The organism is Pseudomonas sp. C5pp (assembly GCF_000814065.1).
GTDB lineage: Bacteria > Pseudomonadota > Gammaproteobacteria > Pseudomonadales > Pseudomonadaceae > Aquipseudomonas > Aquipseudomonas asiatica.
Genome location: NZ_JWLN01000030.1, coordinates 36,686 through 49,850 on the forward strand (window position 1 = coordinate 36,686; position 13,165 = coordinate 49,850).

Annotated in this window: 10 protein-coding genes; 5 read left to right on the top strand and 5 right to left on the bottom strand. The window is 64.1% G+C overall.

The features are described 5' to 3' along the window. Positions 1 to 66 precede the first annotated feature (66 nt). The 4 genes from aroQ to RR51_RS21815 all read right to left on the bottom strand — a co-directional run bounded on the left by aroQ (position 67) and on the right by RR51_RS21815 (position 6,242). Entirely contained in the window at positions 67 to 522 is a 456-nt protein-coding gene (gene aroQ, locus RR51_RS21800; protein WP_003255330.1) for a type II 3-dehydroquinate dehydratase, read from the bottom strand. A 179-nt stretch (positions 523 to 701) separates the two neighbouring features. Continuing rightward, positions 702 to 2,474 (bottom strand): protein-disulfide reductase DsbD, encoded by a 1,773-nt coding sequence (locus RR51_RS21805; RefSeq protein ID WP_039614650.1) that lies wholly within the window; start codon positions 2,472 to 2,474, stop codon positions 702 to 704. Between the two features lie 205 nt (positions 2,475 to 2,679). Then, positions 2,680 to 4,641, bottom strand: coding sequence for a methyl-accepting chemotaxis protein (locus tag RR51_RS21810; protein WP_039614651.1), 1,962 nt, complete (start codon positions 4,639 to 4,641; stop codon positions 2,680 to 2,682). Positions 4,642 to 4,883: 242 nt separating this feature from the next. Continuing rightward, entirely contained in the window at positions 4,884 to 6,242 is a 1,359-nt protein-coding gene (locus RR51_RS21815) for a diguanylate cyclase (protein WP_015268816.1), read from the bottom strand. Positions 6,243 to 6,490: 248 nt separating this feature from the next. Here RR51_RS21815 and RR51_RS21820 point away from each other — a divergent pair, with 248 nt between their 5' ends. From RR51_RS21820 to RR51_RS21840, 5 genes are all read left to right on the top strand, one after another. After that, complete coding sequence (locus RR51_RS21820) at positions 6,491 to 7,558, top strand: DUF2333 family protein (protein WP_013970713.1); 1,068 nt, start codon at positions 6,491 to 6,493, stop codon at positions 7,556 to 7,558. 2 nt (positions 7,559 to 7,560) lie between these two features. Further along, positions 7,561 to 8,097 carry an NUDIX hydrolase gene (locus RR51_RS21825; protein ID WP_039614652.1) on the top strand — a complete coding sequence of 179 codons (537 nt, stop codon included), beginning with the start codon at positions 7,561 to 7,563 and terminating at the stop codon, positions 8,095 to 8,097. A gap of 298 nt (positions 8,098 to 8,395) precedes the next feature. Next, the gene (locus tag RR51_RS21830) at positions 8,396 to 8,767 is read left to right on the top strand and encodes a translation initiation factor Sui1 (RefSeq protein ID WP_003257057.1); all 372 of its coding nucleotides are present in this window, start codon (positions 8,396 to 8,398) and stop codon (positions 8,765 to 8,767) included. Positions 8,768 to 8,918: 151 nt separating this feature from the next. After that, positions 8,919 to 10,832, top strand: coding sequence for an arginine decarboxylase (gene speA / locus RR51_RS21835; RefSeq protein WP_013970716.1), 1,914 nt, complete (start codon positions 8,919 to 8,921; stop codon positions 10,830 to 10,832). Between the two features lie 234 nt (positions 10,833 to 11,066). Next, on the top strand, positions 11,067 to 11,522 hold the full coding sequence (locus RR51_RS21840; RefSeq protein ID WP_015268818.1) for an REP-associated tyrosine transposase: 456 nt from the start codon (positions 11,067 to 11,069) through the stop codon (positions 11,520 to 11,522). An 81-nt stretch (positions 11,523 to 11,603) separates the two neighbouring features. On the opposite strand, the gene RR51_RS21845 is transcribed toward RR51_RS21840, so the two are convergent. Then, positions 11,604 to 12,941 carry an MATE family efflux transporter gene (locus tag RR51_RS21845; RefSeq protein ID WP_039614653.1) on the bottom strand — a complete coding sequence of 446 codons (1,338 nt, stop codon included), beginning with the start codon at positions 12,939 to 12,941 and terminating at the stop codon, positions 11,604 to 11,606. Between the last annotated feature and the right edge of the window lie 224 nt (positions 12,942 to 13,165).

Below are 13,165 nucleotides of genomic sequence, written 5' to 3' on the forward strand. Positions count from 1 at the left end.
GAAATACAAAAAAACGTATCTGAAACGTTTCTCTCGAACCCTGGCCCACTGAGGCCAGGGTTTTCATCATTTGGGCTGTGCGTTGGCAGCCAGTTGTTCCAGCGCGGATTCCAGGGCCAGGCGATAACCGCTGGCGCCCAGGCCGCAGATCACCCCTACTGCAACATCGGAAAAGTAGGAGTGGTGGCGGAACGGTTCGCGTTTGTGCACGTTGGACAGGTGCACTTCGATGAATGGGATGCTCACCGCAAGCAATGCGTCACGTAATGCGACGCTTGTGTGGGTGAAAGCAGCCGGATTGATCAGGATGAAGTCCACACCCTCATTGCGTGCGGCGTGAATGCGGTCGATCAGTTCGTATTCGGCGTTGCTCTGCAGGTACTGCAGATGGTGGCCTGCGGCGCGGGCACGTTGCTCCAGGTCCTGGTTGATCTGGGCCAGGGTCACGGCGCCGTAGTGGCCAGGCTCGCGGGTACCGAGCAGGTTGAGGTTGGGGCCGTGGAGCACCAGTAGCGTTGCCATCTGCGGATTCCTTGGATTTGTAGGGCAATTCGACACAGCGCGGCGAGTGTGCCGTAAAGCGACGGCAAGTGTCCAGTTCCCGGCAATAGCCAGCACGATGTCCGAGGTTCGCGCGAAGTATGTGACCAAATAATTAAATTTGGTCACTGATTTCTGGATTTTTCACAGCTCGCGGGAAGTTATAGACCGACTTTACCGCGCACGCGTGTGAGAATTTGCGCAAATTCACTGGCATTTATCTCGCCAATGACCCGATCAGCGGTTATTTCGCTACCGTTCGCGGCAAAGAACAGCAGGGCGGGCGGGCCGAACAGCTGGTAGCGATCGAGCAGGCTGCGTTGTTCGGCATTGCTTTCGGTGATGTCGAAACGCAGCAGCTTGAAGCCGGCCAGTTGCGCTTGCACCTGCGGCGCGGTGAGCACCTCGCGTTCGATCACTTTGCAGCTGATGCACCAATCGGCGTACCAGTCCAATAGCACCGGCTGGCCGGCTGCCTTGGCTTGGGCCAGGGCAGCGTCCAGTGCAGCGGGGGTAGTGATGGTCTGCCAGCTATCCGCCTGCACCGCCGGCCCGTTGCCGGTGGCCACAAGGGTTGCCGGCGGCAGAGGGCGCAGTGGGTCGCCCTGGCCGCTGAGGGCGCCGTACCAGCAGGCCAGGGCGTACACCAGCAGGGCCAGGCCGAGCAGTTGGGCCAGGCGCTGGCGTGCGGTCTTGACGACGAACTCGAGGGCACCGAGGAACAGCGCCACGCCAGCGGCGAGGAAACCGACCAGCAGCAAGGTCAGCGGGCCTGGCAGCACTCGGCTGAGCAAGCCGATGGCCAAGCCCAGCAGCAGGACGCCGATGGCATTCTTCACCGTGTTCAGCCAGGGGCCGCTTTTCGGCAGCCAGGCCGCGCCACCGGTAGCCACCAGCAGCAATGGTGCGCCCATGCCCAGGCCCAGGGCGAACAGCTTGAGTGCGCCGCCCAAGGCATCGCCGCTAGCGCTGATGTACAGCAGCGCACCGGCCAGTGGCGCCGACACACAGGGCGAAACCAGCAGGCTGGAGAGTACGCCCAGTATTGCCGCGCCCAGCAGCGAGCCGCCCCGGGTGTGGCTGGCGACATTGTTCAGGCGGTTGCTCAGGGCTTGCGGCAGTTTCAGTTCGAACAGGCCGAACATGGCCAGGGCGAATACCACGAAGAACAGCGCGAAGGGCACCAGTACCCAGGCCGACTGCAGGCGCGCCTGCAGGTTCAGGCCGGCGCCGAACAACCCCATCAACGCACCGAGTACCGCGAAGCTGGCCGCCATCGGCAGCACATAGGCCAGCGACAACGCCAAACCGCGCAGGCCGCCAGCCTGGCCGCGCAGCACCACGCCGGAAAGGATCGGCAGCATCGGCAGCACGCAGGGGGTGAACGTCAGGCCGACCCCGGCGAGGAAGAACAGCAGCAGCGACTTCCAGGTCCAGGCGTGTTCACCGCCGGCCGGGGTGCTTTTGCCGCCTTCGCCATCGATGCTCAGGCGTGCGGTTTCTGGCGGGTAGCACAGGCCTTTGTCGGCGCAGCCCTGGTAGCCCACCAGCAGGGTGAAGGCGCGCGGGTCATTGCGCGGCAGCTCGATATCGAGCACGCCGTGGTACACCTCGACATCGCCGAAGAACTCATCGTGCTTGGCCTCGCCCTTGGGGATGCTTGGTGTGCCCAGGGCAATGTCGGCCGGTTCGGTGCGGAACTGGAAACGGTGGCGATAGAGGTAGTAGCCGTCGGTTGCGACGAAGCGCAGCTTGATGGTTTGCGCATCGGCCTGGACCAGGCTGAGCTTGAACGCTTCGTGTACCGGCAGGAAGTCGGCGTTGTTGGCCAGCGAAGCTGCGCCGAGGGTGGCGCTGGGGCGGTTGTCGAGCAGGCCCGTGGCGAAGGCAGGGCTGGCCAGCAGCAGGAACAGCAGGAAAAACAGGCGGCGCATGGCGGACTCGCGAGGTGGAACGTGCTGGGCATGATAGCGGAGTTGGTGCGGGTTGGGGCCATGCTGGTGGCGGGGGCGACACATGGCCGCTGGCTCATGTGCTGCCTGTGTCGGCCTCTTCGCGGGTAAACCCGCTCCCACCTCGACCGCATAGGCTATCCCTGTGGGAGCGGGTTTACCCGCGAGGAGGCCAGCACAGGCCAACCTAGACTCTGAAGGCCCGCACCGCCCGGTTCAGTTCACCCCCCAAACTCAGCAATTGCTCGCCTTGCTCTCGCCCCTCGCCAATGCGCTGCAGGTTGTCCTCACCCAGCTCATGAATCCGCTCGCTGTGGTCGCGAATCTCACTCACGGCACCACTCTGCTGCGCCGTGACATCGGCAATCCGCACCGCAGTGTCCGAAATGGTGCGAATGGCACAGACGATCTCGTCCAGCGCCCCGTCCGCCGCCTGGGCCTGGTTGGCCGTGGCCTCGGCATGCTCAAGCTGCGCACGCATCCCGGCTACCGAGCTTCTGGCTGCCTGCTGCAAGCGGTCGATCAGTGCCTGAATCTCGCCGGTCGCCCCGGTGGTGCGCTGTGCCAGCGAACGCACCTCATCGGCCACCACGGCAAAACCACGGCCCATCTCACCGGCGCGGGCCGCTTCGATCGCGGCATTCAGCGCCAGCAGGTTGGTCTGCTCGGCAATCGAGCGGATCACCGTCAGGACGCCGCCGATGGTGGCCGACTCCTCCGCCAGTTGCTCGATCATGCGGGCGTTGCCCTGCACCTCGTCGACCAACTCACGCAAGCCCGACAGGCTCTGGCCGATCACCGCCTGGCCCTGCTCCACTGCACGCCCGGCATCGCGGCTGGCGTCGGCTGCGGCGCTGGCGTCGCCGGCCACTTGCTGAATGGTCGCTTCCAGTTCACCCAAGGCATCGCGGATCTGCCCGGTATCGCCGGCCTGGCGTTCGGCGCCGTCATGAAGGGCGGCGCTCATGCCGGCCAGGGCGTGGCTGCTGCCAGCCACCTGCTCGGCGTTGTGGCGGATGGTGCCGACCAGCTCTACCAGATACTGGCGCAGGCGGTTGAGCGATTCCTGGATGTCGCGCAGTTCGCGGTTGGTCCTGCCCAGGGCGATGGCCTCGGCGAAGTCACCCTCGGCCCAGCGCGACAGGGCCGGGGCCAGGCCGGTCAGGGTGCGCGCCAGGCGGCGTTGCAAGGTGTCGATCAGCAGGGCGATAAGCAGGATCAGGCCGATCATCAGACCCTGGATGATGCGCACTTCGCCGGCAATTTTCGCATGCTGGCCGCGTACCTCGGGCTCCAGTGCCGCAATGGCCTGTTGCACGGCCTCCAGGCGTTGGCCGGTGCTGGCAGCCAGAGCGACGCGGCGCTCGATCTGTTCGCGGGTGCGCTGCAGCTCGGCCGGGTAGCGGCCGAGCAGGCTCTGCAGTTCGCGCTTGAGGCCGACGGCAATGTCTTCCTGCTGGGCGCTGGCCTGGGTTTCCAGGCCCATCATCGCGGCGAAGTCGTCGGCACCGGACTCGGCGCTACGGGTTACGCCGAGCAAGGGCAAGGCATCGATCGCCTGGGCCTGGGCACGGATCAGTTGCAGCTCACGCTCCACTTCGTCGGCCAGCTCCGGACGGCCGCTGCTGACCAGCTTGTCCCGGGCCAGCGACAGACGACCGAGGTGCACGGTGGCGTCGAGCAGTGGCACCAGGTAGCGGTTGGCGTCGGCGCTGCCGCTGTCGCGGGCGTAGCTAGCCAGCTGTTCGAAGTTGGCACCCAGTTCCCGCTCGGCTTGCAGCAGCAGGGCTTGCGGGTCACCAGCCAGCTTGCCGGCGGCCAGCAGCTCCTCGGCGGTAAAGGCCTGCAGGCTGTCCAGGCTGGGGCGCAGTTTGTCGGCCAGTTCGCTGGGCCACTCGGCCAGCGCGGCCTGCAACTGTTGGTTGGCCTCCATCGCCGCGGCATGGCGCAGGGCATCGCCGCTGCCCAGGTACGCCTGGATGTTGCGGGCCGCCTGGTTCTGGAACTGCTGGGACAGGCCCAAGTAGCGCTCCATCAACTGGTAGGGGCGCTCCAGGGCCCGTTGCGACCACCACAAGGTGGCGCCTAGGGCGATACACACGGTTACCAGCAACAGGGTGTTGAAATTGGTCAGCCACTTCAGGCGCATAGCCGCGAGCTTCCTGCGGGGGAGGGAGAGGTCGGTGGCTGAAGTTATTGCGATTTTGTGACGGGGTGATGACGACAGGGGGCTGGCGCCATAATAAAGTGGCACAGTGCCTCTATTTTAATCTGTTCCGGCCTCTTCGCGGCTAAAGCCGCTCCCACAGGGACTGCGCAATCCTTCAGTCCGGTGGAGTACCTGTGGGAGCGGCTTTAGCCGCGAAGAGGCCGGCACAGGCAAAGCCTGATTCAGGGCTCTACACGCACCACACAATTACGCCCGGCATGCTTGGCCCGATACAGCGCCTCGTCCGCCGCACTGGCCATGGTCAGCGCATCCAGCCCCTCATCCAACTGCACCACCCCTGCACTGAAGGTGCACTGCAAGTCCCGTGGCTGCGCCGGGTAGAGGATCTCGGCAAAGCGCCGGCGGATTTCGTCCAGCACCTTGTGCGCCGCGTCCAGCGCGGTATTGGGCATCACAATGGCGAACTCTTCACCGCCGTAACGGCCAATGAAATCGGTCTTGCGCAAGCGCTGCTTGAGAAACAGCGCCAGGCTCTTGATCACCCGGTCGCCCATGGGGTGACCGTGGCGGTCGTTGATCTTCTTGAAATGGTCGATGTCGAGCATGGCAAAGCACAACGGCAGCTGCTCGCGACGGGCGCGGAAGCTGCAGTCTTCCAGCAATTGCAGGATGTGGGTGTGGTTGTACAACCCGGTCAGGCTGTCGCGCACCATGCGCGCCTTCAGGTGCCGGGCGCGGGCGGCGCGGTTGCGCACGGTGGTGATCAGGTGGCGAGAGCGAAACGGCTTGGTCAGGAAGTCATCACCGCCTTCGCTCATGGCATCCAGCTGCTTGTCCAGGTCGTCCTCGGCAGACAGATAGATGATCGGCACGCTCACATAACGGTCGCTGTGGCGGATCACCTTGGCCAGTTCGGGGCCGGTGCAGGCCGGCATGTACAGGTCGAGGATGATCAGATCGGGCTGGAAGTCAGCCAGCTCGGCCATGGTGCGGATCGGGTCGGTCAGGCTGCGGGTGATCATGCCGGCGCTGGCCAGCACGCGCTCGGTGTACAGCGCCTGGGTGCGTGAGTCGTCGATGACCAGTACGCGCAACGGGTCGTGCTGGGTTGCATTGGTCAGCAGTTCGACCTTTTCCAACAGGCTGGAGGCTTCCAGGGTGCCGGTGAGGAAGTCCTGGCCACCGGCGCGCACGGCGGCCAGGCGGGTCGGGGTGTCGGTTTCGTGATGGCTGAAGAACAGCAGTGGTATATGTCGGGCCAGCCCCTGCTGCATCTGGGCAGCCAACAGCAGGCCTTGGCCGGCACCGTTGAAGTCGACATCCATGATGATGGCCGAGGGCGGGTATTCGCTGATCGAGGCCTGAAACGCCGCAGCGCTGGCAAGCGCCTGCACCACCAGGCCAAAGAATTCCAGTTGCTGGGCCAGGCGCTGGGCGCGCTCGTGGTCCTGCAGCAGGATGTACACCGGCTTGCGCAGGGGCGGCAGCAGCACCTGATCGAGCGGGTCGTCCTTGCGCAGGCCGCTACGCGTCAGCTGTTGGGCGGGGCACAGCGGGCTCGGCTCGGCTGCTTGGCTCATGTCCTGGCTACTTGTAGGTTGGGGTATGCAGGGGCAATGATGGCTCTATGCTAGCAGTTCTTTTCAGGTGCGTGAGTGCCCTGCGTCAACAAAGCGGCCAGAACGAATATTCAGTTGCTGACCGATTGGTCGCTTATGCGTAAGGCGGTGTCTGCTTTATAGTGCTGCCACGCGGGCTTGCCGTGGCACCCTGGCGCAGGCCTGTGGTCCAAGCCCCTGAACCGTCGTGACTGATTAAGGACAAAGCCATGCTGGACTGGAAAAACCGCGAGGCCAAAGCCGAGCCCCGCGAGCGTGTCGACGGCCGTGGCGCCGCCGCCCGTAGCTATCTTGGCGGCCTCTGGAGCCGTGCCCTGGGGACCCTGATCGGGTTGTACCTGCTGGTGTGCATCGGCCTGGGCTGGTACTGGAGCCAGGAGCCGGAGCTGTTCCCGGTGCAGCAGAACGCCCAGGCCGCAGCCGAGCGTACCGGCCAGCAGATGGTGGTGGGCTACACCACTATCGAAACCCTCAAGACCGTGGCCGGCACCTTGCTGAACAAGCCGGGTGGCTACATTTCCAACGACCGCTTCCCGCCAGGGCTGTGGATGGACAACATGCCGAGCTGGGAATATGGCGTGCTGGTCCAGGTGCGCGACCTTTCCCGTGCCTTGCGCAAGGACTTCGCCCGTTCGCAGTCGCAGTCGACCGAAGACGCCGACCTGGCCAAGGCCGAGCCGCGTTTCAACTTCGACAACAAGAGTTGGATCCTGCCGTCGAGCGAGTCGGAGTTCGAAGAGGGCATCAAGTCGCTGACCCGCTACCAGACCCGTCTGGCTGCCGGCGACAAGGGCGCAATCTTCTATACCCGTGCCGACAACCTGAACAACTGGCTGGGTGACGTGGCCACCCGCCTGGGCTCGCTGTCGCAGCGCCTGTCGGCCAGCGTTGGCCGGGTCAAGCTCAACACCACGCTGAAGACTGAGTCGCTGGTCGCCGGCCAGGCGCCGCAGGTGGACGAGGAACTGGTGGAAACCCCATGGCTGCAGATCGACAACGTGTTCTACGAAGCCCGTGGCCAGGCCTGGGCGCTGTCGCACCTGCTGCGCGCCATCGAGGTGGACTTTGCCGACGTGCTGGCGAAGAAGAACGCCACGGTCAGCGTGCGCCAGATCATCCGTGAGCTGGAAGCCTCGCAGGAGGCCCTGTGGAGCCCGATGGTGCTCAACGGCAGCGGCTTCGGCATGTGGGCCAACCACTCACTGGTCATGGCCAACTACATTTCCCGGGCAAACGCGGCGGTCATCGACTTGCGTCAGCTGCTGTCGCAGGGTTGAAGATGGCGATCAGCCCGAACGAGGCCGCCCACCGGGCGGCTTCCGACCGAGAACTGGTCACCTGGGTGGACGAAGCCGACCGGGTGCTGGGTGCCTTGCCCCGGGCCGAACTGCGTGAGCGCGGCCTGATAGGGCGTTGCACGTTCATTCTGCTGTTCAACAGTGCCGGTGAGCTGTGCGTGCACCGGCGTACCCTGAGCAAGGCGCTGTACCCGGGTTACTGGGATGTGGCGGCAGGCGGCATGGTGACGGCCGGGGAGTCGTATGCCGATTCGGCGGCGCGGGAGCTGGCCGAGGAGCTGGGGGTCGACGGTGTGGAGCTGCGTTTTCATGAGCGGTTCTACTTTGACCAGCCGGATAACCACTTGTGGTGTGCGGTGTATTCGGCGGTGTCGGATGCGCCATTGCGGTTACAGCCGGAAGAGGTGATCGAGGCGCGGTTCATTGGCATGGAGCAGGCTGAGCAAGAAAGCCTGACCAAGCCGTATTGCCCGGACTCGTTGGCGGCGTTGCAGCGCTATAAAGCCAGCCTCAAATAGATGCGTGGCCCATGCCGGCCCCTTCGCGGGTAAACCCGCTCCCACAGGGATTTCACAGGTCGTGAAACCTGCGCAGTACCTGTGGGAGCGGGTTTACCCGCGAAGGGGTCGCAAAACATTCGCAAAATGCCGCATTCCGGTACTTAGCAACAGCCGGATTTATCGTTACACTGCGCGCCCTTTTCGGGCTGCCGCAGGTCTTGCGGTGGTAGCGCCGCCCCTGCCAGAGTGGGGCTTCGCGGTCGGGCTCAACCCCCTGGGGCCGACCAGTTTTTGTCCTCAGCACAGAGGAACAAAAGTGGCCAAGAAAGCTTCTTCCTTCGCCGCCCTTGGCGGTCTCGTTTACTCCACCGACACCGGTCGGCACTGCCCCGACTGTAGCCAGCCGGTGGATGCCTGTACCTGCAAGCAGCAGGTCATCCCCGAAGGCGATGGCATTGCCCGTGTGCGCCGCGAAAGCAAGGGCCGCGGCGGCAAGACCGTGACCACCGTCACCGGCGTGCCGCTGCCGCTCGATCAGCTCAAGGAGCTGGCCTCTACCCTCAAGCGCCGCTGCGGTACCGGTGGCGCCCTGAAGGATGGGGTCATCGAAATCCAGGGCGACCATGTCGAACTGCTGATCGGTGAGCTGACCAAGCAGGGCTTCAAGGCGAAAAAATCCGGCGGCTGATGCGGCCACGCGATTTTTTGCCCAGTGCTTTCTAAACTCGTTGCCGTGACCAGGGTCTATCCAGGGCACGGACGAATCGTCATTTTTGGCTTTTACACTGCGCCCGCCTCCTTGCGGGGCAGTGTCTTCGACTTATCTATAGGGGACTTGAATGTCCGTACGACGCACACGCAAAGACGATGGTAGCCAATGGACCGTGGCCGACAGCCGCAGTGTTTATGGCATCCGCCATTGGGGCGCTGGTTATTTCGCCATCAATGAAGCCGGGCGCGTCGAAGTACGCCCCAACGGCCCGAAAAGCGCACCGATCGACCTGTTCGAACAGGTCGACGAACTGCGCCAGAGCGGCCTGTCGCTGCCATTGCTGGTGCGCTTCCCCGACATTCTGCAAGACCGCGTGCGCCAGCTGACCGGCGCCTTCGATGCCAACATCGCGCGCCTGGAATACCAGAGCAAGTACACCGCGCTATACCCGATCAAGGTCAACCAGCAGGAAGCGGTGGTGGAAAACATCATCGCCACGCAGAACGTCTCCATTGGCCTGGAAGCCGGCTCCAAGCCCGAGCTGCTGGCAGTGCTGGCGTTGGCGCCGAAGGGTGGCACCATCGTCTGCAACGGCTACAAGGACCGCGAGTTCATCCGCCTGGCGCTGATGGGCCAGAAGCTCGGCCACAACGTGTTCATCGTCATCGAGAAAGAGTCGGAAGTGGCCCTGGTGATCGACGAGGCCGCCGAGCTCAAGGTCAAGCCGCAAGTCGGCCTGCGCGTGCGCCTGTCGTCGCTGGCCTCGAGCAAGTGGGCCGACACCGGTGGCGAGAAGTCCAAGTTCGGCTTGTCCGCCGCCCAGCTGATTTCGGTGGTACAGCGCTTCCGCGATGCCGGCCTGGACCAAGGTATCCGCCTGCTTCACTTCCACATGGGCTCGCAGATCGCCAACCTGGCGGACTACCAACACGGCTTCAAGGAAGCCATCCGTTACTACGGTGAGCTGCGTGCGCTGGGCCTGCCGGTCGACCATATCGACGTTGGCGGTGGTCTGGGCGTGGACTACGACGGTACCCATTCGCGCAATGCCAGCTCGATCAACTACGACATGGACGACTACGCCGGCGTTGTTGTGGGCATGCTCAAGGAATTCTGCGACGCGCAGGGCCTGCCGCACCCGCACATCTTCTCCGAGAGCGGCCGTTCGCTGACCGCCCACCACGCCATGCTGGTGATCCAGGTGACCGACGTCGAGAAGCACAACGACGACGTGCCGACCATCGAGAACAAGGAAGCCCTGCCCGAGACCGTGCAGTGGCTGGTCGACCTGCTCGGCCCGACCGATATCGAGATGGTGACCGAGACCTACTGGCGCGCCACCCACTACATGGGTGACGTGGCTGCGCAGTATGCCGATGGCAAGATCAGCCTGGCCGAGAAGGCCCTGGCCGAGCAGTGCTACTTTGCCGTGTGCCGCCGCCTGCACAACTCGCTGAAAGCCCGCCAGCGCTCGCACCGCCAGGTGCTGGACGAGCTGAACGACAAGCTGGCCGACAAGTACATCTGCAACTTCTCGGTGTTCCAGAGCCTGCCGGACACCTGGGCCATCGGCCAGGTACTGCCGATCATCCCGCTGCACCGCCTGGACGAAGAGCCGATGCGTCGTGCCGTGCTGCAGGACCTGACCTGCGACTCCGACGGCAAGATCAACCAGTACGTCGACGAGCAGAGCATCGAGACCAGCATGCCGGTGCATGCGGTGAAGGAGGGCGAGGACTACTTGCTGGGTGTGTTCCTGGTCGGTGCCTACCAGGAAATCCTCGGTGACATGCACAACCTGTTTGGTGACACCGACTCGGTGAACATCTACCAGAACGCCGACGGTAGCGTGTACCACGCCGGTATCGAGACCCACGACACCATCGAAGACATGCTGCGCTATGTGCACCTGTCGCCGGAGGAGTTGATGACGCATTACCGTGACAAGGTGGCCAGCGCCAAGATCACTGCGCGGGAGCGGACCCAGTACCTGGATGCGTTGCGCCTTGGTCTGACTCGGTCTTCGTACCTGTCGTCGTGATCCTCGGGGGCCGCTTTGCGGCCCATCGCGACACAAGGCCGCTCCTACAGGGGACCGCGAAACCACTTGGAATTGCGGTTTCGCGGGAAATCGCGGCGCGAGCTGTTGTAGGAGCGGCCTTGTGTCGCGATCTGAGGGCGCAGCCCTCACCGCGTCATACTCGGTAATGATCCACCGGCGATGCATTTCATCTCCATGCCTATCCTGTGAATGCAATGTTCAAAGGAAGTCGACATGGATCGTCACGGCAACCATCGCTTGCGCCAAGGGCGCTTTTCAGAGCCAGGCCGGCTCTACCTGCTAACCACCATCACACGCCATCGCCTCCCGTTGTTCGAGAACCTCTGGTTTGCGCGTTCGGCCATTCAGCAATTGCGGCTGAGTGATCGAGAGGGGAGTTGCCGTTCGCTTGCCTGGGTCTTGATGCCGGACCATTTGCATTGGCTGATCGAGCTCGGCCCGACCAGCCTGGGCAAACTCATGTGTGCCTTCAAGTCGCGAAGCAGTTGCGCGCTCTACCGTACAGGTGCCGAGCGACAGCACATCTGGCAACCCGGCTTTTACGACCGGGCGCTGCGCAAGGAGGAGGATGTAAAGGCCGCTGCCCGCTACATCATCGCCAATCCCATTCGGGCTGGCCTGGTGCGGCGGGCTGGTGATTATCCACATTGGGATTGTGTGTGGCTGTGAATCCGCAGGTGATCGCGATACCAGGCCGTCTCCATGTAGGAGCGGCCTTGCGTCGCGATGGGCCGCAAAGCGGCCCCGGCATTACTGAATCCACTCACCTTTTTCCTGCAACCGCCACCCCACCCACCCCAATGTCACCGCCCGCAACCCCATGAACCCGAGAAACGCCAACCACAACCCATGGTTGCCAAACCCACTCATGAGCACTCCCAAGGGCAGCGCGATCACCACCGACACCAGCATCGCATTACGCATCTCCCGCGCCCGTGTCGCGCCTATGAACAAGCCATCCAGCAAATAGCTCCACACCGCAATCAATGGCAGCAATGCCAGGTACGGCAGGTACGGATAAGCCGCTGCCCGCACACTCTCGATGTCGGTCTGCAAATCGATGAACAGGTGCCCGCCCAGCAGGAACAACCCGGCAAACCCCAGGCTGGTGATCAGCGACCAGCCACAGGCCACCACCAGCGAGCGGCGCAATGTGTCGCGGTCGCGGGCGCCAATGGCATGGCCGCACAGGGCCTCTACCGCGTGCGCCAACCCGTCAAGCGCATAGGCAGTCAGCAGCAGGCCGTTGAGCAGCAGGGCATTGGCCGCCACGGTGGCTTCGCCCAGACGAGCGCCTTGCACGGTGATCAGCAGGAACACCAGTTGCAGCGCCAGGCTGCGCAGGAAGATGTCGCGGTTCACCGCCAGCAGCGGCCGCCAGGCCTGCCAGCACTTGAGCGCCGCCCACACGATCTGCCCCGGGTAGGCGCGCAGGGCCGGGCGGGTCAGGGCCAGGCCGAGCAGGGCGGCGCTCCATTCTGCAATCACCGACGCCCGCGCCGAACCCAGCACGCCCCAGTCCAGGCCAAGCACGAACCACAGGTTCAAGGCGATGTTCAGCAGGTTGGTGGCCAGCAGGATGGCCAGTGGCGCCCTGGCGTTCTGGGTGCCTAGGAACCAGCCGACCAGGGCGTAGCTGGCCAGTGCCGCGGGCAGGCCAAGCAGGCGGGTATGGAAGAAGTCTTCGGTGGCTTGCTGCAGGGCCGCGCTGGGTTCCATCGCGTGCAGCGCCAGCTGGCTGAAGGGCAGGGCCAGCAGGCCGATCAGCAGGGCGAAGCCGACCGCCAGCAACAGCCCTTGTACCAGTACCTGGCGCAACGCTGCACCGTCGCCTCGGCCGGCGGCCTGGGCGGCGAAGCCGGTGGAGCCCATGCGCAGGAAGCCCATCAGGCCAACCATGAAGGTGAACAGCGTGGCGCCCACGGCTACGGCACCCAACTGGTGGGCGTGGGGGAGGTGGCCGATGACCGTGCTGTCGACCAGGGCTACCAGCGGCACGGAGATGTTGGACAGGATCATCGGCGCGGCCAGGGCCCAGACCTTGTGGTGGGTGGGGCGGTGCTGCCAGTCGGTGGTCAGTGAGGTCATCGGGTGTCCTGGGGAATCCTGGGGCTGCTGCGCAGCCCTTTCGCGACACAAGGCCGCTCCCACAAGAATCGTGTAAACCGGAAGCCTGTGCAGTACCTGTGGGAGCGGCCTTGAGTCGCGAAAGGGGCGCAAAGCGCCCCCGCTTTTCTAAATTGCCAGCAGTGTACCGGCCATGCAGCCAATTCGCGCGACCATAGTTGCGCTATAGTTGCTGCCCTCACGTA

What these genes read in the sequence shown, in the direction of transcription:
- aroQ (WP_003255330.1), bottom strand. Translation starts at nt 522, where the DNA reads ATGGCAACGCTACTGGTGCTCCACGGCCCCAACCTCAACCTGCTCGGT.
- RR51_RS21805 (WP_039614650.1), bottom strand. Translation starts at nt 2,474, where the DNA reads ATGCGCCGCCTGTTTTTCCTGCTGTTCCTGCTGCTGGCCAGCCCTGCC.
- RR51_RS21810 (WP_039614651.1), bottom strand. Translation starts at nt 4,641, where the DNA reads ATGCGCCTGAAGTGGCTGACCAATTTCAACACCCTGTTGCTGGTAACC.
- RR51_RS21815 (WP_015268816.1), bottom strand. Translation starts at nt 6,242, where the DNA reads ATGAGCCAAGCAGCCGAGCCGAGCCCGCTGTGCCCCGCCCAACAGCTG.
- RR51_RS21820 (WP_013970713.1), top strand. Translation starts at nt 6,491, where the DNA reads ATGCTGGACTGGAAAAACCGCGAGGCCAAAGCCGAGCCCCGCGAGCGT.
- RR51_RS21825 (WP_039614652.1), top strand. Translation starts at nt 7,561, where the DNA reads ATGGCGATCAGCCCGAACGAGGCCGCCCACCGGGCGGCTTCCGACCGA.
- speA (WP_013970716.1), top strand. Translation starts at nt 8,919, where the DNA reads ATGTCCGTACGACGCACACGCAAAGACGATGGTAGCCAATGGACCGTG.
- RR51_RS21840 (WP_015268818.1), top strand. Translation starts at nt 11,067, where the DNA reads ATGGATCGTCACGGCAACCATCGCTTGCGCCAAGGGCGCTTTTCAGAG.
- RR51_RS21845 (WP_039614653.1), bottom strand. Translation starts at nt 12,941, where the DNA reads ATGACCTCACTGACCACCGACTGGCAGCACCGCCCCACCCACCACAAG.